Raw genomic sequence first — 24,067 nt, forward strand, 5'->3', positions numbered from 1 at the left:
GGTATGGTACTCACAGCAAAGCATATTCTATGTATTACTCTGCTGTATTGGTTTCACTCTTGCGGTGAATATACGATACTGACTGCATGCGAATCCTGTATGCGAATCGTTATAGGATTACGAGTTTACAGGAACAAAGCCGCCTTTTTCAATAGCCCGAGTTCCTTCTTCGCTTTGCAGCCATTCAAGTAATCGTTGCATCGAAGCACGTGGTTTCTCACCTTCGCGTGTAACTACAAACAGTTGGGCTGTGAATGGATATTGTTTCGAACGAATGTGTTCTTTGTCAGGCTCCACTCCATCAATAGATAAAAATTTGACCTCTTGACGATTATGCATCACATTTGCGAAATAATAAAATGAATAACCGAGCGCATTGTGATCCTTGTTAAAATCAGCAACTGCATTAATCATTTCACCCATTATACCAATTCGGAGTTCCCGAGGTGGTTCAGCCATGTCATGACCTTTCATCACTTTCTTCTGCATATATGTTTGACTTCCTGAATTTTCCTCTCGCTGATAAGCAACGATCGGCTGATTCTTTCCCCCTACTTCACTCCAGTTACGAATAGATCCTTCATATATGCTGCGTACCTGCTCCGAAGAAAGTCCGTTAACCGGATTGCCTTTATGAACGAGAAAAATAAACGCATCCCACCCGATGGGTGTGAGCTTCATTTGAATTCCCCGACTTTTCGCCAGGCGCAATTCCTCATCGGATGGACCCGCCACCAGTATCAGATCCGCCTTCTTTTCAATCAGATTGACATAAGCCTGATGTGTTGTGTTGAATCTCAGTTCGTGAGCCGCACGAACCTTGCTCATTCCGGTCAATTCATGCAGCATATCCTGCGCGAATGGAATGGCCGCTGTAGCTCCATCTACTACCGGGAAATCCCTTTCCGCAATGTACGGACGTTGAGGAAGCATGAGCGTAATCGTCAGTACAATGATGAGCGCAGCAGATATCGCGGCAACAACCCATTGCCATCTATGATCCACCTTACCATTCTTGTCGGTTAGCGCTGGATAACGATCTACCCCAACACCGACTACCATGCCAATTATGGGCAGCAGTGCGGTCAGCAGAAACCAGAATTCACCATGCTGTGTATATGGGCCCAATACCTCTAACACAGGCTCCGCCCAAGCATGATAGAGTGAAAAGAGCCCCCACGCCCCTCCCGACACTTCAGCAGGTTGACCACCTGACCCTTGTATTCCTACAATCCACAACCACAGCCCACATAATAATGATAGTAGCCCTGTCAGCATCAACGGAAGCTTGCCCATGTTGGACATACGCGCACTCAAGGCACCATAAGCTGCAAAGATGAGACCGATAATCCATGCATATAGAAGCAGTATTACAATCACAGTTGTATCCGTTACACCTTCATGCCTCAGCAAATACTGCACTTGAGGTGCTACAACCATACTCCAAATAATATTAAACATGACTGAAAACAATCCAAACATAAACGTACCGACCAGCCATGGCCAAAACCATGCGATCCGCACAGACTCGTTCTTTTCCGGCTTGGTTATAACTCCCTTTGGTTCAGACATGTACATCCCCCTATAACTAATGAATGAAATGAGACTGTAAGCCATTGCTTCTTCATTGTACAATTATGGTAAAGATTAGTATACGAAAGGATGGTAAACATGGCAAAAAGGCCTCCCCTACAGGAAAGGCCTCTTTGGTATCGAATCTTCTCTATATCGCTCTGGCATGGATCAAAAAACGATGCTGCTTCACGTCCCAATACCCATCACGTTTAATGTCCAAATACAGACCATACAGCTGTTCTATATATTTCTCTGGCTGGAAGTCTGCAATCTGCCATTCAATGACTTTTAAGTAATAGACAATCGCTCCAATATCGTAAAATCGCTGTATCGGGAACTGTTCCCGCTGCTCTACGATTTCAAAACCATTGCTTTTCAAACCTGCAAGTGCCCGAGGAAGAGTCCAGTCCGCATACATGTAATCAGGTGCTCCCAAGCGAGCGTTAAGGCCTGCACAATCCAGGCCTCCCGCCTGTTGAGTCAAAAACGTACCTCCTGGACGCAAAATACGGCGCACTTCTGCTGGCGAAAATGACTCATGCTTGTTCAGCACAAGATCGAACCCGGCATCGCCAAACGGAAGGGAATCGTCATCATGTATAGCCATCACGTGCACACCCAGCGGCTCCAATCTTTGCTTGGCGATAGGTATGTTCGGTGCATATGCCTCTGTCGCACATATGATCTCTGGAAAAGGGCTCAACTGCGACAAGAGCTCTCCCCCGCCTGTTCCCATATCCAGCATGGCCTTGGAGGAATGGATCAACGCCAAAGCCTTGCTGGCATAAGACCAGTCCAAAGGCTCGCTCGCCACTCGTCCCGTATCCGAGATGAATGAAAAATCCCATCCGGAAAACGACTGTTTATGATGCTCCAACAACTGTAGAAATTCACGATCTTCTGTATACTTCATATTTTTTGCTCCTCCACTATTGAACTGTACACGCTTTGGTCTCTATTTATATCAGTTCTAATGTGGAGGAGCTCTTGCCCGTCGATCAGGTTGTTATATGTCGTGTCCCAACCATCCCATGTTCATCTACCTCCGTCTATTTGCCATCTAAACCAGACGCTCTCCCTCGTTAGAGCTTAAGGAATTGCCGGTAATGCCTTTGCAAGCTCCGGTGTCATATCGTTTGGCGTAAAATAGTAATAGCCTGTGTGGGGATCTGAACTAAATAAAGGTTTGATCTTGACCTGAACCAGGTAAGTACCCTTCGCAATATTTGGAGTATAGCTATAGGGTCTGCGCTTTTCCAGTACAGTACTCCAAAGCTTCGGATCTTCAATTGTTATTGCTTTGTGCTTCTGTTGAATGCTTTTAAATAGCTTATAGTCTTCAATATACTGATTGGGTTGATAAGGTTCAAGCTCTTCAGTAATAATAGGAACAGCCCGTATCGAAAAAATATCCTTGGCATCGATGACGACCTTATCCGCATATCCCTTTTGTTCTAGCCAACCTGTAAGCTTGTGATAGGAAGCCGGCCAATTAAATGAGAGTTCACGCTTCCATTTCGGTTCGTTATTGGTAAAGGATGACTCTTTATTTGTAATAGAAACATTCCCCAGAGGATATCGATGTGATTGCATTTCACTATAACTCATACTTAATACTTCTTCTCTGAGTATATCTTCAAATTCACGAGTTTCTTTGGGATTGGTCAAAACCACTCGTCTTTCATTATCATCTATGGATTGGATATTAATCGTCTCTGCTTTTCCTTGCAGCTTATCCAGCTCGTATCTTACCGTTTTATAAGGCTCTGCTTCCATCACCTTAGTCAGTTCTGTCCGGAAAGGTTTCTCAGGGAATGTATAACGCCGAGTCATGGTGGAACCATCATCCAAACGGTAGACTATGAATGCCGATTCGACGGCCAGGTTTTTGGACAACATTTTCTCGCCAGCTGCATGTGCGCGTACGAGTTCACGATGTAAATTCAGCACAGAGGTGATATAGGCCCTGTCTTGGGAGTAATAAGCTTCTCTTTCTGCATCTCCCCCTAGAGGCTCCTCTCGCCCGACATAAACTTTTTCTACGGAGTGTGCTGTTGGAATCCGCCCCTCATAACCCAACCAACCTGAAACCGGGATATATAGTACCAGCCCCATAATCACACCGTACACGACCATTTCCACCAAAGCACGAACACGCATAATTTGCCACGTCTTGCGAATGACCATCTCTACAACGATATAGCCTAAAATAGCTCCAAGTGCATACCCAAAAATCGACCAGTTTGCTCCTCTTGTACCTGCATTATTAAAATAATCGCCTAGTATAAGCATGGCGCATAGTATGACTCCTGCCTTGAACAAAGGCTGTAAGAAAGGAAATGCTATGGCCTGAGTCGCCTTTTCGACCAAGCGTTTACGATACAAACCATAACTCAAGGCGACAAACAGCAGAGAGATACCTAGATAGGCAAGTAGCTCCATGTAAGAAAAGGCGCGCTGTGGCAAGTTGTCCATAATGCGTACAAACGGCGATAAGTTTTCCCAAACATTATTATTGCTGCGAAACTCCGAGCCGTTAATATATTGAACAACGGTTTCTCGCACCCGCACATATCCGTATAAATTGCGTTCCAGAAAACGCCCTATCATCATGAATAGAAACTGAGGCAATAGCAGCAAAACATACACTACTACGGTCTGTAGCAACGATTGTCCCACACAAATCCCTACAAACACAGTAAAAGTAAACAAGAAAATCGTAAGGACGGACACAACCAAAGCCCACGATCCAACGTCATTAATTTGAAAAATATAAGGCAGTTCGACTGACGTGTTAACCCAGGCAGTTACTCCCGCAGTCAGCCATACAGGTACAAGTAAAAGAATAAGACCGCTAATTAAATGTGCCGTTAATAGATGCTCTCTACGCAAAGGTAGGCTATGATACAAATCGGATGGCCCCTGTCGCTGAACAAAACGAAGCAGCATCACTCCTGCCAGCACCGGTACGGTCACTAGAATTAATTTTTGCAATTCATTACCTGAGCTTGTGCTATCGAACAAGCTTTTTAAAACCACTCGTGGTTGTTCATCACCAATGCTCATAAACAATGACAGCGGTACTGTAAACAGTAATCCCGCCAAGTACAGTAGACCGATCCAGCCATGCTGTCTCAGGCATTGGCGAATTACGCCGCCGCTACAGAAGAATCGGTTGGATGTCATAACCTGCGTCCTCCATTTCATAAATGAAAATTTCTTCAAGCGTCAGCGGTAGCAAATCGAATACATGTGGCTCATACACTTCAATCGTCTCCGCAATCCGCTCTCGCTCACCCCGGATAATAAGCAGCAGAACACTGCCCCTCCGCTCCTTATGTACGACCGAAAGTTGGCTACAGACAGCTTCCTCATGCATGCTGTCCCGAAAAGCAACCTGCACCTTATGCGTATCGGATTTGAGGTCATCGACCTCTTTTTCCAATAGCATCCGACCTTGGTGCATAATGCCGACATGATCACACATGTCTTCAATCTCACGCAAATTATGAGATGAGATCACGACGGTCATCTCACGTGCAGCGGTTTCTTGGAACAAGAGATTTTTGATCATTCTACGCATCACCGGGTCCAGACCATCAATGGGTTCATCCAAAACCAGCAGCTCAGGCATGCAGCTCAAGGCAAGCAAAAAAGCGGCTTGGCGCTTCATCCCTTTGGAAAAACGGTGGAGTTTGCGCTTCGGGTCCAGCTTGAAAATATCCGTAAGCTGTGTGTAGCGTTCCTCACTCCAACTTGGATAAATGGAGCGGTAAAACCGGGCCATCTGACGAATTGTCGCTTGCGGGAAAAAATAAGGGGTATCCGGTAAAAACAGAATGTGCTGCTTGACTTCAGGCTGCTCATACACTGGCTGACCACCGATTAGCACCTTGCCAGTATCCGGTCGGTAAATCCCGGCAATGATTTTGAGCAAGGTCGTTTTCCCTGCCCCGTTCGAGCCCAGCAGTCCAAAAATGGAGCCCTTCTTTACCGTAAGGGCAAGCTGATCGACAGCCTTTTCTTCTGTAAATGTCTTTGTGACTTCCCTTAATTCAATCAAGGGACATCCCCCTTTCCTTTGTTTGCATAGCTTCCACGTATATGTCGTCCACTTCCTGCTGTGTAAAACCGAAATGGACAGCTTCGATCATCTGTTTTAACAATGCCGCCCGAATCTCATCCCGTTTCATTTGTTGCGGTTGCTGCTGGGTAGGCGTGACAAAGCTACCTTTACCCTGAACGGAATAGATATATCCTTCGCGTTCCAGCTCGCGATACGCCTTCTGAATCGTATTCGGATTCACCGTAAGTTGAGCGGACAATGCCCGTACAGAAGGCAATTGCTCATCCGGCTGAAGCGATCCGTACATGATCATTTCCTTGACCTTCTCCATAAGCTGTTCGTAGATCGGCTTACGGCTGCGGATATCCAGCTCGAACACATGGACTTCCTCCTTTCAACACTGGCTCAAATTCATTTATGCATATTCAACTGTTCTAACTGTACTATCATTAATAGTACAGTTAGAACAGATTGTCAATCTTTTCTTTGAACATTTCTTACAAAAATAGCCGTGATGCAGGATGCATCACGGCTATGTCTTTTTAGCCTTCCTTTGAATCATAAGGCTGATCACGGCTTATATTGGCAAGCGTTTGCCCTTCCGGCAGTTTAAGATCCAGCTGGAACCGGAATGTTGCTCCTTTGGCCTCGTCGCTATCCACACCAATGGAACCTCCCATTAGCTTGACCAGGTTTTTGCAGATGGACAAGCCGAGGCCTGTCCCTCCATATTTCCGGTTCAATGCCGGATGAAGCTGGGAAAAAGGCTGAAACAACAAATGCTGACGGTCTGCCGGGATGCCGATTCCAGTATCAGTTACACTAAACTCAATCAGGCATTTCTTTTTACGGCGGCTGTAAGCCTTTCTCTCCACAAAAATATTTACATGCCCTCGCTCCGTAAATTTGATCGCATTGCTCACCAAGTTCACCAATATTTGTCGGATACGCACATGATCACCGACCAGCATCCCTGGCATTTCCTGATCTACATGCCATTCTAGCTGGATGCCTTTTTCCATAGCCTGTGTCATAAATAGGTCAGCTACACTGCCAACCACATCCTCCAGTACAAAAGACTCATGCAGCAACGACATTTTGCCAGCTTCGATTTTGCTCAAATCCAGTATCTCATTTAGTATCTGCATTAAAGCGTTGCTACTGCTGGTAATAATATCGATATAGCTACGTTGCTCCTCATCTAATTCCGTGTCTGCCAGTAACCCGGCCATGCCTATAATGCCGTTCATCGGTGTACGGAGCTCATGACTCATCACAGACAGGAATTCTGACTTGGCCCGGTCGGCGCGTTCGGCAGACTCCTTGGCCCGAATAATCTCCTTTTCATTCGTCCTGTCTACAAAAACCATCACAGCTCCTTTTCGCTCGCCGTTATCCATCAAAGGGCTGATTCGATAAGAGGCCAGAAAACTGGACCCGTCTTTTTTCCAAAATACAGCTTCCTCTGCCTGATAAGAAGCGCCGCTGCGAATCGCTTGGAGAATAGAAGCCTGCTCGTCCGGAAAATGGCTGCCTATTTCGTCAGCATGGCGAATCACGTCTATACATGAACCGTTCAGCGGGTTGGCTGATCCTATGCCGAACATCTCAACGGCTGCCGGGTTCATAAAGCGGACATGTCCTTCCGTATTCAAACCCACAATTCCTTCGGATACTGCATTCAAAATAAGCGAATGCTCGTTACTGAGCTTTTCAATCTGAGCAATGTAGTTTTTAAGAGGGGTAACATTCTCTATAATCCCGTAGCAGCCTACAATTTCTTCTTGCACGAAAATCGGGATATTAGTCATCTTGATGAATAGACGCTCCCCCTCCTTATGTATGAATTCCGATTCATAGGTTTGTGTCTCCCCCTGTTTGGCCATTTCGATATGTCGTTTGATTTTGTCCTGTTCCTCAGAGGAAGCCATTACAAGTATTTCAGTTCCAAGCAGCTCATCCCTCGTATAACCCGTAAGCTTCTCCAAACTCGGATTCACGCTCAAAATATGACCTTCCATATTCATGGCGCATATCCCGAGTGGATTATGCTGAAATAGTGACTTATAACGGTTTTCACTTTCACGAAGACGCTGCTCGATTTCCCGGTGCTCTGTAACATCCTGTATCATCCCGACTACTTGAACAGGCTTGCCTGCATGCTCGTCCATCTCAGCTTCCCAGATCGAACGCAGTACCTTCTGTTCCCCATTGGGCAATACAATCCGGTAAAAGGTTTCTTCGTGAATTCCCTTTAAGATCACGTTGTTGATAATTTGCTTCATCCGTTCAGTATCTTCGGGATGAACTGCCTTCATGAAAGCGTCAATACTTGTTTCAACCGGCTTGACACGATAGCCAAATATGCTGCGAAATTCCTTGGAAAAATGCATAACATTGTTGACCAGATCCCAGTCCCATGAGCCGAACATCGCCAACTGTTGAGCTTTTGCCAGGTTCTCCTCGCTCTTCTGGCGCTCTGTGATATTTCGTCCGATGGATAGAACTCGCTTGATCTTGCCCTGTTCATCTCGAATAATACGGTACGATACTTCCAGCCACAAATAATGCCCGTCCTTATGACGTACACGCCGCTTCATGATGCCTGTTTCCTTGAACATTCCATGTACACGCATGTAATCGGCATCTTCGATATGGTAAAATTGAAGCCGTTTTTTGCCGAGCATTTCCTGCTTCGTATAGCCAAGGAGTTTTTCCACCGAAGGGGAAATATATTGAAGTATGCCGTCTGCCGTGCTGTAAGAGATGACATCCGGCGTATTTTCGGTAATCAACATGTACAAATCCTCATTGTCCGAAAGCACCTGCTCCATGTCCTTTTTCTCCGTGACATCCATTGCATACGCAATCAAATAAGATTGTTCGGTAGCCTCATCATCAAATATGGTTAATTCCAGCGATAGCCAGACAGTTGTTCCCCGTTTATGCTTTAAACGCAGCTCTGTCTTGTAGACTTGATCCGTAGCCTTTAGCCAACCTGCATAGGCCTCCCTCAGCCCTTGCTGATCCTGAGCCTCATTATACAAGAGATGGTAATATCGGATATCCAGTAATTCCTCCTGCTCATATCCGACCATTTTGCAAAAGGCGGGATTGACATACAGACACTTCCCCTCCCTCGACAAAATCACGATTCCTGTCGGGGCATGATTATACATATGTTCCAGCAAAGGCAGTCGTCGAGCAGCAGAAAACACAATGAATCTCCTCCTCTGTGGTCCGGCAGTTTTTCTAACTATACCTATTCTAACATGATATGGGATTTTTATTGAGGAGAGCCCTCCTCTAGATGAAAGCCATTAAAACATGTATGCACAAAAGATTGCCGATGCAGGTTCATCGGCAATCTTTAGATTATTTTTTTATACCACCCGGCTAAGAAAATGACGCAAAAATCGCTCAGCGTCTACTTTAAGTGCCACATCAATCGTAGTCAGCGTTTGAGCTCCAGTCTCATTTTGTACCTCTCGGGTGCGACCAACCTCGGTGGAATCCCCTACCTCAACGGCAATGTGCATTGGACGCGTCTCCACAAAACTGGAGTCAATAGCTAACCCTACGGCTAGTGGATCATGCAATGCACAGCCTGCAATACCAGGTCTGAAATTGCGATAGGCTTCCATATAAAAGTCGGTCATATCCGCCATAAACATACCAAGCTCAGTCCCTTGCTCACGCCACTTGTCCACTTCCTGCTGGGGAAGCAGGGTTTGCATGGTAACGTCCAGCCCAACGAGCGTAAGCGGAAAACCTGCTTCCAGCACATAGGCTGCTGCCTCTGGATCGGCATAGATATTGGCTTCTGCCGTTGGAGTTACATTCCCTTTCACCGTGACCGCGCCGCCCATGATAATGAGGCGGTCAAGTAATTGAGGCAATTCCGGACAACGATCCAGAGCAATCGCTAGATTGGTGAGCGGTCCCACAGCTACAAGTGTAAGCTTGCCTTCATAGCGACGAGCCTGTCCAATGATAAAATCAGCCGCATCTCCAGACGCTGCCTGACGGGACGGCGCTCCTTTTAGCTGGTTGCCAATGCCGTCTTCACCATGAATATGACGGGAATATGGCTTGAACAGCTCACGGGCATACGGCTTGTGAGCCCCAGACACGACCGGAGCCTCTACCCCCAGTTTTTCCAGCAGGATCAGTGAGTTACGTGTTGCCTCCTCCACCGAGATATTGCCAAAGGTGGTTGAAATACCAAGTAGCTCCAATTCCGGCGAATGGACCGCGTACGCAATAGCAAGCGCATCGTCAATGCCAGTATCTACATCTAAGATTAACTTTTTGCTCATGATGACCTCCACAGTAGAACAGCATTCTTTTTTTCATTATACACAATTTGAATGCTTATTCCCTTGGTCATCGAATTCTTTATTTGAAGACGTTAAAAAAAGGCTACGACAGTTATGCCGCAGCCTTTTTTTGCCACTTTTTAATCACTCAAGAGCACATGATCTGGCCAAATCCTAAGGCTCGATTCCCCATACCAGCTTATCGTTGTGGAACAACGTTACTTTGTTCCATTCAGCATAAGATGTTTTGGTTGGATCGAAGGAATAGTCATTGGATTCGTTCAGATTAGACCAGTCGCTATTGTTCATGCGGATCTGAATATCACCTGTTTGCGCTCCAGCAGCAAGCGTGCCGGCTGCCGCACTGAATCCAATTTCAATATAGTTGTCTTTAATGGTGCGCAGCACATTATCATTACCTACTTGCGCCCAGTCTACCGCAGATTGCAGCTCTTGGCTGCCATCTTTCGTGAAGTAATAGCGGATTTTCAGCTCGCTCAGCTTCACGGGTGTTGTACCTTTATTTTTCAGGTTAAAGAAAGGCTTGGCAGCGTTATTCGCTGGATCCGTGTCCCCAGCACGATACATTACCACCAGATCACCCGCTGGATCTGTAGGGTCGGTTGGATCTGTCGGTGTACCTTTTGGTTCAGCGCTTACCGTTGCTGAATCCTTACTTGTTCCTTTCGCATTCGTAGCACTTACAACATAGAAGTACGTTGTTCCGTTCGTCAGTCCCTTATCCGTGTACTCTCTTGCTGTTACAAGAGGCGCCACGGCTGTAAAAGGACCTGCTTCGCTAGTGGCACGTTTTACGGTGTAGCTGTCGGCACCCGTAGACGCATCCCAAGTCAGCGTTACTTGTGCATTACCCACAGTAGCCTTTAAGCCTGAAGGTACAGCTGGAGCTGTAGGCGCTGGGTCCACACCACCACTGGAAGGCATGATTGCAGGGTACGCATTTTGTACCAGCATCACAAACTGATCATGGAACCATGCTCCTGAAATAGGTGCATTCGGCAAAGCATCTGTTAATGTGCCATCCTTGGTTGTATAGGTAGGATCACACATACGGTCAAAGCCTTTACCCTCATCGTTCGGAATGAGTGAGCTGGAACCATCGGAATCACCCGGAGGTTTCGCCCAGACATAGGCATCGATATGGCCAGCTGGAGCCGTTTGTGGCGGTGTTCCCATCCCTGCTCCGCTGCTATTACACCAGTTACCACGGTGCGAACGTTTGTCCACACGACCTGAGTTTACATAGGAGTTAATATCATTGCCGACTGCGGAAGTCGGACGGTTAGGTCCTCCCCATCCATTACGGCCGGTATCAATTAACATGCCGAGCGAGCTTGGCCAGCCTGCATTGACAAAATCTCTATGCAAGGACTCAGCGAAATCCGATTCATCGAAATTAGGATTCCATTCGTAGAATTTGGACGATTTGATCGGCTGCCCGCCAATATTCAGGTTGGGATCAGGCAGATTCGGTTCTGTCAACGGTGAAGTATTGGCTGTATTCGTGATAAAGCCATCCACACTGGCCAGACCTTTGCTAGTATCTTTGAAGATAGTTGTAAACAGAGATACCGTTGCTGCACGGTTGTTATCCCAACCTAACCAGCCAGAGTGACCGATATCCACGTATTTGTACACATTCGGAATCTCGTTCAGCTTATTCATTGTGTATTTAACGCCAGCCTCATAAATTCCTGTAGATTTGGCTTGTCCACATTGGGGAGTATCCAGATTGGTTACCAGATTTGGCAAACTGTCCGGTTCAATGATCGCTACGATGCGAATATCCTTATATTTGGGATTCGCAAAAATAGAAGCGATTTTGTCAATATAATCCTTTTTGTACGTTTCCAGACCTGCCTGGGTCAACGGCAATTCACCATTGGAAGCCAAGGCATGACAATCTCGTCCGGGCAGATCATACACAATGAATTCCGCCGTAATCGGTGTGTTGCCTTTCTTTTGCGCCAATACTTGGTCCAAATGCGCTTCCAAGCCAAGCTTGCCCCCACCGCCGTTAATAGCAGCAATACGATCAAGCCATACGGCTGTCGGGAACGTTTTGACCGTTTGCATTTTTGCCTTCAGGTTCGCATCCGTAACCTTGGCAATCGATGTGTCGACACTAGCCGCATAATCAGGGTTAACGTATTTTGTCGCTCCTTGGTAAGGATTATCGACATGGGATTCTGCATGTATTTTATCCGTAAATCCTGCACCTGGTAGAAAGCTGCTTGCGACGAGTGATAGCGCAAAAGCATACTTCATTCCTTTACGAAGCACTTGCTTTGTTTTCAATTGCTTCACCTATCTTTCCGTAGATTTTATTGAATCTTCCTATGTCGGCACCTGATTGTTATATGATTAAATGTGTGTTACGCCTACTCTCTCCCTAGAAAAAGTAGCGTTCATAGTTGTGAAAGGTAAGCGCTTTCCATTTGTTCATGCGCTCACATTTTCCCCTTCTTGTCACCTCCTATGTTAGATTATAGTGAGCTGGAAATCTGCTGTAAATTGAATAAATTAAGGACTACAATTATTAATTAGGTATTTGAATTGCCACAACGACGGTCCGGCAGGGTGCCTCTTTTTCTAAGATCGGTTCTATCACTTGTTGAACTTCCCTGCTATGACAAGCTCTCAGGAGATTCAGAGTCGACAGTAAAAGAGTGGATTCATAAAAAACAAGACTGTATTCTTTAATTTCCGCCAGCCCAAATCGACAATGATAAACCTCAGGTTACCAGCTACGCCAAATCGTTAAATCTATCGACAGCAAAAAGGGTGTTCCAGACCTATGGTCATGAAAACACCCTTTTATTGCTGTTCCATCCGTCTCTGTTTATTAACAGGCCATAGAATGAGCGTTACTTCAATTGTACCAAGTAGCTGTTACGCCTTGCTGTTCTGCACTTTTTCGCGATCCTTGCCTTTGTCGGATTGTCCTGCATTTTTATTGGCAGCATCCCGGTCCAGCTGCATTTCTTCAACCGTCTTCACCTTAAGCCGCGCTGCTCCCTCATAAGGTCGGGTCGGAATCAGATCGCCTGCAGCCAAACGTTGGCGCGCCTCGGCAATCGCTGCTCCATATTGCGGCAACCATGCCTCCTGTGCCACCAGCATCTCATCGACCATCTGCCAAATTTCTTTTGGATTACACACCGCGCCCACTAACGGGTCCATCATAAACGCTTGGCGCAGCAGCTTATCGTCTCCATGTACAGCCGCTTCGACAGCCAAACGCTGAACGGAAATACTAACATTGCACACGGCAGCAGGACCGAGCGGCAGTTCTCCAACATGCGGCATGGAAATGCCATTCCGATCCACATATCCAGGGGCTTCAATAATCGCATCGTCCGGCAGGTTGGAAATTACCCCATGATTAATAACATTAAAATGTCCCCGGTATACACGTCCTGTTTCCAGACCTTCGATAATGTATGAGCCGTGCTCTTCACCGCGACTCTCTGCCTTGTACTCCAGTGGCTCTTCCTTCATCCAGTTGGGGAAATCTGTTTCAAACCAGTTGCGTCCTTCCGTACATACACGCAGATAGCCGCCTGTTTCTCCGTTGATCCAGTTGCCCAGGTCAATCCAGTCCAGAATTTCATTCGGACGCTTCCGATACCAAGGCACATATTCACTGAGATGACCATTCGACTCTGTGCTGTAATAGCCAAAACGACGAAGCATATCGATGCGTACCTTTTCGGTGCGGCTAAATTCAGGATGTTGTTCAAATGCCTCCAGCAGTCCGGCTGTCAGATCCTTGCCCTTATGTGAGGCCTGAATATACCATGTTTGGTGATTGATTCCGGCGCATACAATGTCCACATCCTGCTTCTCCAGACCGTACGCCTCGGCAATTTGGTGATGCCCATTCTGAACGCCATGACATAGACCAACCGTACGCACGCCGCCGTACTTGTTGCACGCCCAGGTCATCATTGCCATGGGGTTCGAGTAGTTCAACAGCAGTACATCCGGTGCACTTAACTCGCGGATATCTTTGCAAATCTCCAGCATTTCAGCGATACCACGCTGACCATACATGATGCCTCCTGCACATAATGTATCGCCCACGCATTGATCCACACCGTATTTTAGCGGAATATCCACATCGGTCGCAAAAGCTTCGAGACCGCCGACACGGATTGTACAAATGACGTATTTGGCATCCTTTAGAGCTACCTTTCGATCCGTAGAGGACTGTATTTGTATGGACAAACCATTCTCACGAATATCCCGTTGACACAGTTCAGTAACCATATCCAGATTGTGCTGACTGATGTCCGTAAAAGCCACTTCAATATTGTTAAACTCCGGTACCGATAACAGATCCCGCAAAATTCCACGGGTAAAACCGATGCTTCCTGCTCCAATAAAAGCTACTTTAAATGACACGGCATTCAACCTCCGGTAATTAGAATTGTAATATACCGCCATTGTAGCAATATGCCTGCGGAAAGCGTTATCAAAATCATGACCAGTTTCTCACTTAGGTGTCAAAAATCCTAACTTTCGCGTTAGCAGAGGGTTTCCCTTTTCCACTTCGTTCCATCCCGTTTCTCTCTTTCTGTGTAATGTTTCTTCAGTTCAGTATGTACTTTAAGTGCGGTAAATGTAGTAACATAAAAGAAAACATTGGAGAGCAAGGAGCAGCCCTAAGATGAACAAAAAGATTATCTTTTTAGATATAGATGGAACGCTAGTGGATGATGACGGTATGATTCCCGAATCTGCAAAAACAGCATGTATCGAAGCGAGAAAAAACGGACATCTGATTTATTTATGCACTGGCCGATCCAAAGCGGAGATTTATGATTTTATCATGGAGGTCGGTTTTGACGGGATCATCGGAGCTGGCGGAGGCTTTGTAGAAATTGAAGGTGAGATGTTATATCACCACAAAGTATCGGATGAAGATGTTAGACATATGGTCGATTACTTTGATGAGCATGATTTGGACTTTTATTTGGAATCGAACGGGGGGTTGTTTGCGAGTAAAAACTTTTTGCCCCATGTAGAACGGCTTATCTATGGAGATGTGGACAATGATCCCGTAGCCAGAGAAAAAAAAGAACAACGCCCGCATCCTTTTATCACCGGCCTAACTATAGGCGAGGACAACCTATACCGTAGTGACGTGAACAAAGCATGTTTTTTGGAAAACAAAAATGTTCCTTTTGAACAAATCAAAAAGGAATTCGCAGGGAAATTTGAGGTTATTCAATGTACTGTATCTGCTTTCGGGCAAGACAGTGGTGAGCTAATGGTTCCCGGTATTCATAAAGCCGTAGCTATTGAAAAGCTTATTGAGCATCTGGGAAGATCCCAAGAAGATACCATTGCTATCGGAGACGGGATGAACGATGCTGAAATGATTGAATATTGTGCACTAGGAATCGCCATGGGAAATGCCAAACCGGGCCTCAAAGCCATTGCAGATGACATTACAGATGCTGTGGATGAGGATGGACTGTTTCACAGCTTTAAAAAGCATAGTCTGATTTAGCGATGTTATTTTTTAATGAGTTGTGTCTCTAAATATTCCCAAAGGAGCAAGACATGTCAAACCGTAAATGGACATTTATCCTTATTCCCGTCTTCCTGCTATTTGCCTGGCTGCTCTTTCAGTTCACTCTGTCTTCTCTTCAAATTCACCAATTTGCAGAACAATTGAAGACGGTTTCACCAAACGACAGGGGTTCCGATACAAAAGTGGTATTGATATCGCAAGAGCTGGACAATTATTACTGGCGGTCAATCGAACAAGGAGCTCGAAAGGAAGCGGAGCAGTACGGTATGCGGCTCGATTATATCGGACCGGACCGCATTAATCCGTCCGAGCAGATCAAACTGCTTGATAAAGCGATCGCCGCCAAGGCGGATGCGATTCTGGTTCAAGGGATAAATGATCCGGAGTATCGCCGATTAATCGACAAAGCGGCCGGACTTGGCATACCTGTCATCACGATCGATACGGATGAGCCGGACTCCCGGAGACTAGCTTACGTTGGAACGGATAACGAAGGAGCAGGAAAACAGATGGGCATGCTGTTGGCGAAGGCCTCTGGGGAGCGTGGCGATATTGGAGTGATGATCAGCAGCGAGCGCGTCGAGAATCAGCGGCTCAGGCTTGCCGGATTTCGTTCGGTGATCAGCCGCTATCCCAAGCTCCGCATCGTGGAGATTCGCTCCTCAAATATTTCACGGCTTCAGGCAGCCCAGCAAGCTCAGAACATGCTCACCCATTATCCGCAGATTCGCTACATGGTCGGATTCAGTGCGCTGGACGGACTTGGCATTCTGGAGGCTACAGAACGGCGTGGAGCGCAGAACTTGCAAATTTTCGCTTTTGACGATATGGCCGAAACGTTGAAAGCTATTAAAGATCGCAAAATCAAACTGACCATTGTGCAACAGCCAGAGGAAATGGGGGCCAAGGCCATAAAATTGCTGAATGATTATCTCAAGGGGAGTCATCCTCAGGAATTAACATACACCAGAGTTTATGAAGTGCATGCAGACACTCCCGATGACATGTCTGGAGATGACAAGCGATGACGATCAGAAAGAAGCTGCTTCTGTTCATCCCTCTTCTAGTTGTGTTTGCCAATATCATTGCTTATTTCGTATTCCAAAGTGGAAAGGTTGTACAACAGAGCTACGATGAAATGCTTGGCCGCATTCTTCTCATCGAGCAAACCTCCGAATCGGCGGAGGGCAACTTAAATCTCCTATATGCCTATCTGCTCAATCCAACAGGCAATAAGGGTGTGCAGGGTCTGACAGAATACCAATTGAAACAGCTAAAAGGCAGAATCCAGGAAGTCTCCGACTCAACCGATCCTTCTTTTGCCGAGGAGGACTACATGAATCTGTTGGCCACATTTCTTGAACAGAAACAAGCCGCAGTTCTGGATGCAAAGGCACAAGATCCTCAATCGGCTTTTGAACATTATATTGAAGCGGAGAAAACCGTCAGCTATATTCATGAGGAGGGCCAGCGACTGATCGATGCTGAACTGGCTTATTACCGACCGATCATCGAGAACATCCGGAACAAGAATGAGCAAATGAACGGATTGGGAGTGGCGTTGTTCGGCATGAACGCGCTGATGGGTGTTTTGCTTGCCATCTGGATCTCGCGCAGCATTACTGGCCCTGTCGGCAGACTTGTCAGACTGGCGAAGCGAATCGCCACAGGTGATCTGAATATCGAGCCCCAACCCCAACCGCGACGGGATGACGAGCTAGGCGTATTGGCGGACGCCATTTCGCAAATGTCTGCTGATTTGAGCATCCTTATCGAAAAAGATAAACAGAGTCTGGAAATGCGGCGGCTTGTGAAGGAGCTAGAGCTTTTGGCTCTGCAAAATCAAATTAACCCGCACTTTTTATTCAATACCTTAAATGTGCTCTCCAAACTGGCGATCCTGGAAGGAGCGGAGAAGACCAGCGACCTGATCGTTTCGCTGTCCAATCTACTACGGTACAGTCTGCAAAAGCTGGACAAACCCGTAACGCTCCAGGAGGAACTGGATCATATAAACGAATACGTGACCATCCAGCAGGCGCGCTTCCGGGACAGAATTTGCTTTGATCTTCACTTTGACGCTTCCGTACTTCAGCAGCAAATTCCGGCCTTGACGATCCAGCCGTTTATTGAAAACGCCTTTCTTCATGGTGTAGCAGATATGGAAAACGGGGCCATTATCACATTGACGCTGTCGAGAGCGGGCGAGGATGTGCAAATTGAAATTTCGGACAACGGAAAGGGCATGACAGAAGAAACCCGACTGTCCGTGCTCCGTCTTGAAGGCGGAGCTGAAAGCAGCAGTTCAACGGGACTTGGAATGCAAAACGTGTTTAGGCGGCTGCAGTTGTTCTACGAAAAGGAAGGAATGGTTGAAATCCGTAGCCATACCGGACTAGGTACTACCATAACAATACGAATCCCAGTCAAGAAGGAGAGTGAGCAGACGAATGTATCGGTTGTTGATCGCGGATGACGAAGCTTTGGAGAGGGAAGGACTGGAATTGATAGTGGAACGGGCGATGCCGGGGGTATTTCGGTTTATTCATGCTGACAACGGCCGCATGGCGATCGAATGCGCAGAAGAGCACCGTCCCCATATTGCCATTCTGGATATCAATATGCCCGGAATCGATGGACTTGAAGCGCTTCGTGAATTAAAGGAGCGTCTTCCCGATACCCGCTTTGTGCTTGTCACCGCATATGATTATTTTGCTTATGCACGTGAGGCGCTCTCTTTGGGTGTAAAAGAATATATTCTGAAGCCGGCGAAGCGGGAACTCATCATCGGTACACTGAAACGACTGATTGAAGAAATTGAATGCGAGAAGCGGGCACGCACGGAAGAATTGGAGCTTAGGCACAAAATCTCACAGCTGATGCCGCTCGCAGAAAATGAGCTGGCTTTAATGCTTATGGTCGACCAGACGGTGGATTCGAGCGCTTCCCAACTGTCGGAATGGCTGGACTTTCCTCTTGATCAGGGAAGCGCCATCATTGCTGCCTTTGAAGGATATGCAGACGAGCAGGACAAAAAGAAAATTTACGATCATTTCCGAAGCTATGTAAAAACACATGGTCCCAATTCCATTGTGAGCTCCCTGATCGACCATCACATGGCTACTTTTTTACAAAAGCCAGCTGCCACCAGCGAAAACGACTGGCGCCAACTGATTAAACACCTTGTTCAGCAGCTCTCCGAGCTGTCCCAGCAGCAATTTGGCATGAAGACGGCTATTGGAATCGGCTCACTGCATAGCGGCGAGGAAGGACTTCGCAAGTCCTATTTTGAAGCCGTTTTTGCCTCCACCCTACGCAAGCGTGATGGAGGTTACTGCCACTTTGACGAACTGAAGTCGTCAGAGGCTGGAAACGCCTCTGAGCTTGCCGTCAAAGCGGAGAATGGAATGCTTCAGCAGACGTACGTCATATCAGCACTGCAACGGATACGCGAACAGCGGGAGGTTCAAACACTGACTATGCTAGGCAGAGCAAAAATGTATATCGAGGAACGCTTCAACGATGAACTTTCGTTGGAAGAGGTGGCTGATTTCGTCCATTTGAATCCCCACTACTTCAGCAAAATCTTCAAACAGGAATACGGAGAAACGTTCATCGACTTCGTAACCCGGCTAAGGATTAATAAAGCTATTTCTCTGATCAAGGAGGGCAACCTTGCTCTGAAGGAAATCAGCTTTGAAGTGGGTTATAAGGACCCGAACTATTTTAGCCGCGTCTTTAAGAAGATCACGGGCGTTCCTCCCACAGAGTTCAAAGGCCAAAAATAGCAGAGATTCATCCATGTCGACCATCGACATGGATTTTTTTAAGCTCGAATGACAAGGTAATGCTAGGTTTAGACCCTTCATCTCCAATTCGGGAATCGAAGTCAAAATCGTGCATGAAAAGGTCCGTTTATTGAAGACGATCACCGGCCTTTCTTTTATAAGCGCGTGTTATACTTCTCCTCGAAGAACGGAATGAGGTTCTAGGAATCTGGAGGGGAGATGATCATATGGGAGTAATCATCCATAATGAAAGCGCTCAACAGAAAGCGCTTCAATCAGAAAAACCCAGTATGCTGTTTGTGACGCTGGTATCCATCGTAGCCGCGCTTGGAGGCATACTGTTCGGTTTTGATATCGCGGTAGTTTCGGGAGCAGTTGAATTCCTACAGCAGCGTTTTTCGCTGAGCGAATTTCAGGTTGGTTGGGCGGTGTCGAGTCTGATTGTAGGGAGTATTACGGGAGCGGCTCTCTCCGGCTACATGAGTGAAAGGATCGGCAGAAAAAAGGTGTTGCTGGCCGCCGGATTTTTATTCGTCGTCGGCTCAATCTGCTCTGCACTTCAAGATACGTTCACCGGGTATGTTATCTTTCGCATGATCGGCGGCGTCGGCATAGGAATCACTTCCACCATTTGTCCGGTATATAACGCGGAGATCGCTCCTGCCAAATACCGAGGCCGTTTGGTTGCTTTAAATCAGCTGGCGATCGTAACAGGTATTTTCCTGGTTTATTTTCAAAATTCGTGGATCGTCAGCCTGGGAGATGAAGCTTGGGGTGTCTCAACAGCCTGGCGCTGGATGTTCGGTGTGGGAGCTGTTCCGGGACTGATCTTTATGCTCCTGATGCTCTTCATACCCGAAAGCCCGAGATGGCTTATCAAAAAGAATCGGCCTTATGAAGCGCTGCCAATTCTGCTGAAAATTCACGGTGAAGAAGCCGCTAAACAGGAAGTACTTGATATCAAGGAATCGTTCAAAAATGAGAACGACTCATTAAAACAATTGTTCGCTCCCGGTATTCGGGTCGCTCTCTTTATCGGTATTATGCTCGCCATTATGCAGCATATTACCGGCATCAATGCCATTTTGTATTATGCGCCGGTTATCTTTAAAGGAATGGGGCTCGGTACGGACGCTTCTTTGACCCAGACCATCTGGATCGGGTTGATCAATGTGTTGTTTACCATCGTATCCGTATGGCTGATCGACAAAGCGGGACGAAAAGTTCTGCTGATGATCGGTACCTCGTTGATGACCCTCTGCTTGGTCATTATTGGAGCCGCATTCAAAATGGGTTTAACTACCGGACCGCTCGTGCTGATCATGATATTGATCTACGTGGCCTCCTACGCTATATCGCTTGGGCCAATCGTATGGGTCATGATCTCGGAGATCTTTCCGAACCGCATTCGCGGCAAAGCTGTCGCCATTGCTTCGATGGCATTATGGGCCGGCGATTATCTGGTATCCCAAGCATTCCCTCCTCTGCTGAGTTCAGCTGGTCCGTCCAATACCTTCTGGATATTCGGAGCCATCTCGTTGTTCGTCGTAGTCTTTATATGGCGCAAGGTTCCCGAAACCAAGGGGAGATCACTTGAACAGATGGAAAATATGTGGCTCGGAAAATAATCCAACTTTAGCTCTCAAGAAGCCCAGCACCTGTTATAATGCTTCAAAATATACGACCTCTGAAACCATACCGACCTAAATCGGCAATGGTTCAGAGTTTTTTTATGATCAGCTCCCACCCTCCTCCGCGTAGTTCCTCACATCGCGCTCCACAGCAGAGCGGTATTCAACAGGGGTTTGACCAGTGTGCTTTTTGAACAACATGTGAAAATACTGTCTGCTGGCCACGCCAACATAATCGGCAATTTCTTGAATGGGAATGTCCGTTTGCTGAAGCAGCATACGGGCCTTGTCCATTCGCAACATTGTTAAATACGCGGTAAGCGTTAGTCCGGTATGTTTCTTGAAAATTCGATGCAAATACCCAGGGTGCAGATTGACGGCTGCGGCCATGTCCTTGACTGCAATATCCCGGTCATAGTTCAGATGGAGAAATTCAATGCATCGCTTGATGTACACATCTGTTTGCTGCGTATTGCTGCGCTCTGCCTCTTCCCGCAGACGTGCAATTCGTACTAGCAATTGCATAAAAAGCATTTCTGCCATGGCACCCGGCTGTTCTTTTCGTTGATCCAGCTCCAGCACGAGACTTTTCAGCGCATAATATACCTCTTCCGGGTCGGATAGCACCAAATACGGAAATGGGCGGGACATAAAGGCCGTGAGCTCCTGCTCCTCCGCTGCTATTTGTTGGATAGACGGTCCTACCCTCACCCCTTCCTTAAAGCCAAACTCTACATTCAGCATCCGGCACGGTTGTTCACCTTCCACCACCAACCGATGTGGGATGCCTGCATCCAGCATAATAAACTCGCCTTTGCGCAGCGTAATGCTTTCTTCCGTATCTTCTCCGGTTTGTACATCTACCCTGCACAAACCGGAAATCATATACATAATTTCAGTGGAATGATGATCGTGGTAAGACATCGTATAGTCACGCCATTGCTTGTAATAGTAAGCAAAAAAACGGGGAATATAATCCCCGTCCCGCAGTCCTGGCTCAAACAGACTTCCGTTCATCCCCGCACCTCCGCGAAATAGATCAAGCTAATATGGCAACGTATATGTACCCGTTCTATTTTCACAGTTTAACAGACTGAGCCGTGTTATTCTATTTCGCTTTATCGGACACTGAAATCCCTTGGAATACGGTGAGCGACTCCTACCTAATCACTTTCTGGACTTAAATGCTGAATCAGCATCCCTACAAATCGGTTTGCAATTTGTACATCCTGAAATTCACTATTCCAATCTTCCTTGGAAGCTAGGCTCATTTTCTGGAGTAAACCCATCATAGACGTGAAGATAAAATGCGCAGTCTTTAAGGGTTCAGCATCCGACTTTAATGATCCATCCTGGATTCCAGCTTCCAGAGCATCTATCAGGAAATGTTGTTCCTTTTCGCGGCTAACAAATTTTTTGTACTGTTCTTTGAGTTCTTGATTTGAATCATAAGCTTCGTAATGCAGATCGAATAACAGAATAAACTTGATGTAATCTGGATGTTGCCAAGCATAATCAATCCATGCATCAAGCATCGAAGTAAGCATCTGCTTACCATTCATTTCGGCTGAAGGTGCTCTTCTAACAAATTCAGTCATACTCTCAAGAATTTCAATCTGAACCTCAAAAATCAGTTCGTTCATGGACTGAAAGTGCTTATAAAATGTAACCCGACTTACACCGGCCACATGGCATACATCCTTAATATTAACTTTGAGAAAGCTCTGCTTCATAAAAAGTTCCTTCGCAGCCGCAATGAGTTCTTCCCGATTTTTGTTTTTCAAATTCTGGTGCCAGTTCTCAGTCATTAGCAACCATCCGTTTCTCATTTTTTGATTTTTGAAAGGTTAAGAAAAGGGCAGATGCAAGGATTAGTGCACCAAAAATATAAGGAATATGAATGTGTTTGTCAAACAATAAACCTGCTAAAATGGGTCCCAAAATATTGCCTAGGCTGGTATACGTCGTATTCAGTCCGGCGGCATATCCTTGACGATCACCAGCCGAGTTGGCGATCATCGTACTTACTGTTGGCCTTAAGAAAGCATTAAAGGCAAAAAACAGAGCCGATACCACCAGCAGATAACCTAAATTGATCTTAATGAGCATGAACAGTAAAGCAATGGCTGTCATGATCAAAGAGAGGCGTATGAGCTTCATCTCGCCAAGTCTCTTGATGAGATAATCAAGCAGCCATACTTGCACCACGATGCCTATTATGGCACCAACCGTAATGATCATTGAGATTTTAGTGGCATCAAAACCGTATTTTCGTTCCACAAAAAGAGCATACACCGTTTCGTAATTCATCAAACCTAATGTCATGATCAATATGAGGAGAAGATAACGAAAATAGGACGTCCGAAATGAATTCAGGATTTGCTTTCGAATGGGCTCCCGTCGGACCCATTGGTCAACTGATTTTCGTTGTTCCTTAGGCAGTGTCTCTGGCATATATAAGCTAAGCAGCGTTGCTACAAGTCCAAGTCCACCAGCAAAAAAATAGGGCACCCTTATACCAAACTCAGCGATCATACCGCCTAACCCCGGACCAAGCACCATCCCCAAATTCATGGAAGCACCCAAGTACCCCATTCCTTTAGCGCGGGTTTCAGGAGTGGTAATATCAGCGACATAGGCCATATTGGAAGGTACCATTAATCCAATACCCATCCCCCCAATAAATCTAGCAATATATAGAAGGGGCAATGTCGTAGATACCGCAAACATCAAATCCGAAATGACGGTTAAAAACAGACCAATAATAATCATCGATTTTCGCCCGTATCTATCCGAAAGCTGACCACCTAGAGGTGAAAAAATAAACTGTGCTGCTCCAAAAGCGGCAATAAGATACCCCGCAGCAGCTCCTGCCGCATTAAATTGTTTCAGATATTCAGGCAAAATGGGAATTACCATGCCTTGACCCAATAAAGCAATAAACAGATTCAGCATCAAAATGAAAAGTGGAAATTTAGCAGACTTAGGTAAGCTGCTCATATTTGTAACCCCCTTCAACTATTTACACTATGTAAACCTTTACTATGTGTAAACCATCTTAGTTGAAATAGGAGCCATTGTAAATAAAAATACAAACCTAATTGAGCCAAGCTAATACGGAAAGA

17 protein-coding genes are annotated in these 24,067 nt (G+C 46.3%); 5 read left to right on the top strand and 12 right to left on the bottom strand.

Translation table 11 applies throughout. The annotated features are described in order from the left end of the window. Positions 1-117: 117 nt before the first annotated feature. From KSP24_RS10355 to melA, 9 genes are all read right to left on the bottom strand, one after another. Positions 118-1,572: a PstS family phosphate ABC transporter substrate-binding protein gene (locus KSP24_RS10355; RefSeq protein ID WP_216975071.1), complete on the bottom strand. Its 1,455-nt coding sequence runs from the start codon at positions 1,570-1,572 to the stop codon at positions 118-120. 151 nt (positions 1,573-1,723) lie between these two features. Continuing rightward, positions 1,724-2,488 (bottom strand): class I SAM-dependent methyltransferase, encoded by a 765-nt coding sequence (locus KSP24_RS10360; RefSeq protein WP_137077981.1) that lies wholly within the window; start codon positions 2,486-2,488, stop codon positions 1,724-1,726. Positions 2,489-2,664: 176 nt separating this feature from the next. Further along, entirely contained in the window at positions 2,665-4,761 is a 2,097-nt protein-coding gene (locus KSP24_RS10365; protein ID WP_216975072.1) for a multidrug ABC transporter permease, read from the bottom strand. Next, the gene (locus tag KSP24_RS10370) at positions 4,736-5,638 is read right to left on the bottom strand and encodes an ABC transporter ATP-binding protein (RefSeq protein ID WP_013369686.1); all 903 of its coding nucleotides are present in this window, start codon (positions 5,636-5,638) and stop codon (positions 4,736-4,738) included. Before KSP24_RS10370 ends, KSP24_RS10365 begins: the two co-directional genes overlap by 26 nt. Then, positions 5,631-6,020, bottom strand: coding sequence for a GntR family transcriptional regulator (locus KSP24_RS10375; RefSeq protein ID WP_013369685.1), 390 nt, complete (start codon positions 6,018-6,020; stop codon positions 5,631-5,633). Before KSP24_RS10375 ends, KSP24_RS10370 begins: the two co-directional genes overlap by 8 nt. A gap of 163 nt (positions 6,021-6,183) precedes the next feature. Beyond that, on the bottom strand, positions 6,184-8,859 hold the full coding sequence (locus tag KSP24_RS10380) for a PAS domain S-box protein (protein ID WP_137077979.1): 2,676 nt from the start codon (positions 8,857-8,859) through the stop codon (positions 6,184-6,186). Between the two features lie 165 nt (positions 8,860-9,024). Beyond that, positions 9,025-9,960: a nucleoside hydrolase gene (locus KSP24_RS10385; protein ID WP_216975073.1), complete on the bottom strand. Its 936-nt coding sequence runs from the start codon at positions 9,958-9,960 to the stop codon at positions 9,025-9,027. A gap of 174 nt (positions 9,961-10,134) precedes the next feature. After that, a complete protein-coding gene (locus KSP24_RS10390) occupies positions 10,135-12,288 on the bottom strand; it encodes a glycoside hydrolase family 6 protein (RefSeq protein ID WP_216975074.1) in 2,154 nt (717 codons plus the stop codon). 585 nt (positions 12,289-12,873) lie between these two features. Beyond that, positions 12,874-14,388 (bottom strand): alpha-glucosidase/alpha-galactosidase, encoded by a 1,515-nt coding sequence (gene melA, locus KSP24_RS10395; RefSeq protein ID WP_013369680.1) that lies wholly within the window; start codon positions 14,386-14,388, stop codon positions 12,874-12,876. Between the two features lie 265 nt (positions 14,389-14,653). Between melA and KSP24_RS10400 the strand changes: the two genes are divergently transcribed. The 5 genes from KSP24_RS10400 to KSP24_RS10420 all read left to right on the top strand — a co-directional run bounded on the left by KSP24_RS10400 (position 14,654) and on the right by KSP24_RS10420 (position 20,939). Continuing rightward, positions 14,654-15,499, top strand: coding sequence for a Cof-type HAD-IIB family hydrolase (locus tag KSP24_RS10400; RefSeq protein ID WP_216975075.1), 846 nt, complete (start codon positions 14,654-14,656; stop codon positions 15,497-15,499). A gap of 53 nt (positions 15,500-15,552) precedes the next feature. Continuing rightward, positions 15,553-16,551, top strand: a complete 999-nt coding sequence (locus KSP24_RS10405; protein WP_216975076.1) for a substrate-binding domain-containing protein — start codon at positions 15,553-15,555, stop codon at positions 16,549-16,551. Beyond that, positions 16,548-17,999 (top strand): sensor histidine kinase, encoded by a 1,452-nt coding sequence (locus KSP24_RS10410; RefSeq protein ID WP_216975077.1) that lies wholly within the window; start codon positions 16,548-16,550, stop codon positions 17,997-17,999. Before KSP24_RS10405 ends, KSP24_RS10410 begins: the two co-directional genes overlap by 4 nt. Continuing rightward, entirely contained in the window at positions 17,974-19,311 is a 1,338-nt protein-coding gene (locus KSP24_RS10415; protein WP_064962466.1) for a response regulator, read from the top strand. The genes KSP24_RS10410 and KSP24_RS10415 overlap by 26 nt, the downstream gene beginning before the upstream one ends. A 227-nt stretch (positions 19,312-19,538) precedes the next feature. Continuing rightward, entirely contained in the window at positions 19,539-20,939 is a 1,401-nt protein-coding gene (locus tag KSP24_RS10420; protein ID WP_165080299.1) for a sugar porter family MFS transporter, read from the top strand. A gap of 108 nt (positions 20,940-21,047) precedes the next feature. Here the strand turns inward: KSP24_RS10420 and KSP24_RS10425 are convergent, their stop codons facing one another. The 3 genes from KSP24_RS10425 to KSP24_RS10435 all read right to left on the bottom strand — a co-directional run bounded on the left by KSP24_RS10425 (position 21,048) and on the right by KSP24_RS10435 (position 23,942). Beyond that, the gene (locus KSP24_RS10425; RefSeq protein WP_216975078.1) at positions 21,048-21,959 is read right to left on the bottom strand and encodes an AraC family transcriptional regulator; all 912 of its coding nucleotides are present in this window, start codon (positions 21,957-21,959) and stop codon (positions 21,048-21,050) included. 146 nt (positions 21,960-22,105) lie between these two features. Further along, positions 22,106-22,750: a TetR/AcrR family transcriptional regulator gene (locus KSP24_RS10430; protein ID WP_216975079.1), complete on the bottom strand. Its 645-nt coding sequence runs from the start codon at positions 22,748-22,750 to the stop codon at positions 22,106-22,108. Next, positions 22,743-23,942: an MFS transporter gene (locus tag KSP24_RS10435; protein ID WP_216975080.1), complete on the bottom strand. Its 1,200-nt coding sequence runs from the start codon at positions 23,940-23,942 to the stop codon at positions 22,743-22,745. The genes KSP24_RS10430 and KSP24_RS10435 overlap by 8 nt, the downstream gene beginning before the upstream one ends. Between the last annotated feature and the right edge of the window lie 125 nt (positions 23,943-24,067).

This window comes from Paenibacillus sp. AK121, assembly GCF_019042715.1.
Lineage (GTDB): Bacteria > Bacillota > Bacilli > Paenibacillales > Paenibacillaceae > Paenibacillus > Paenibacillus polymyxa_C.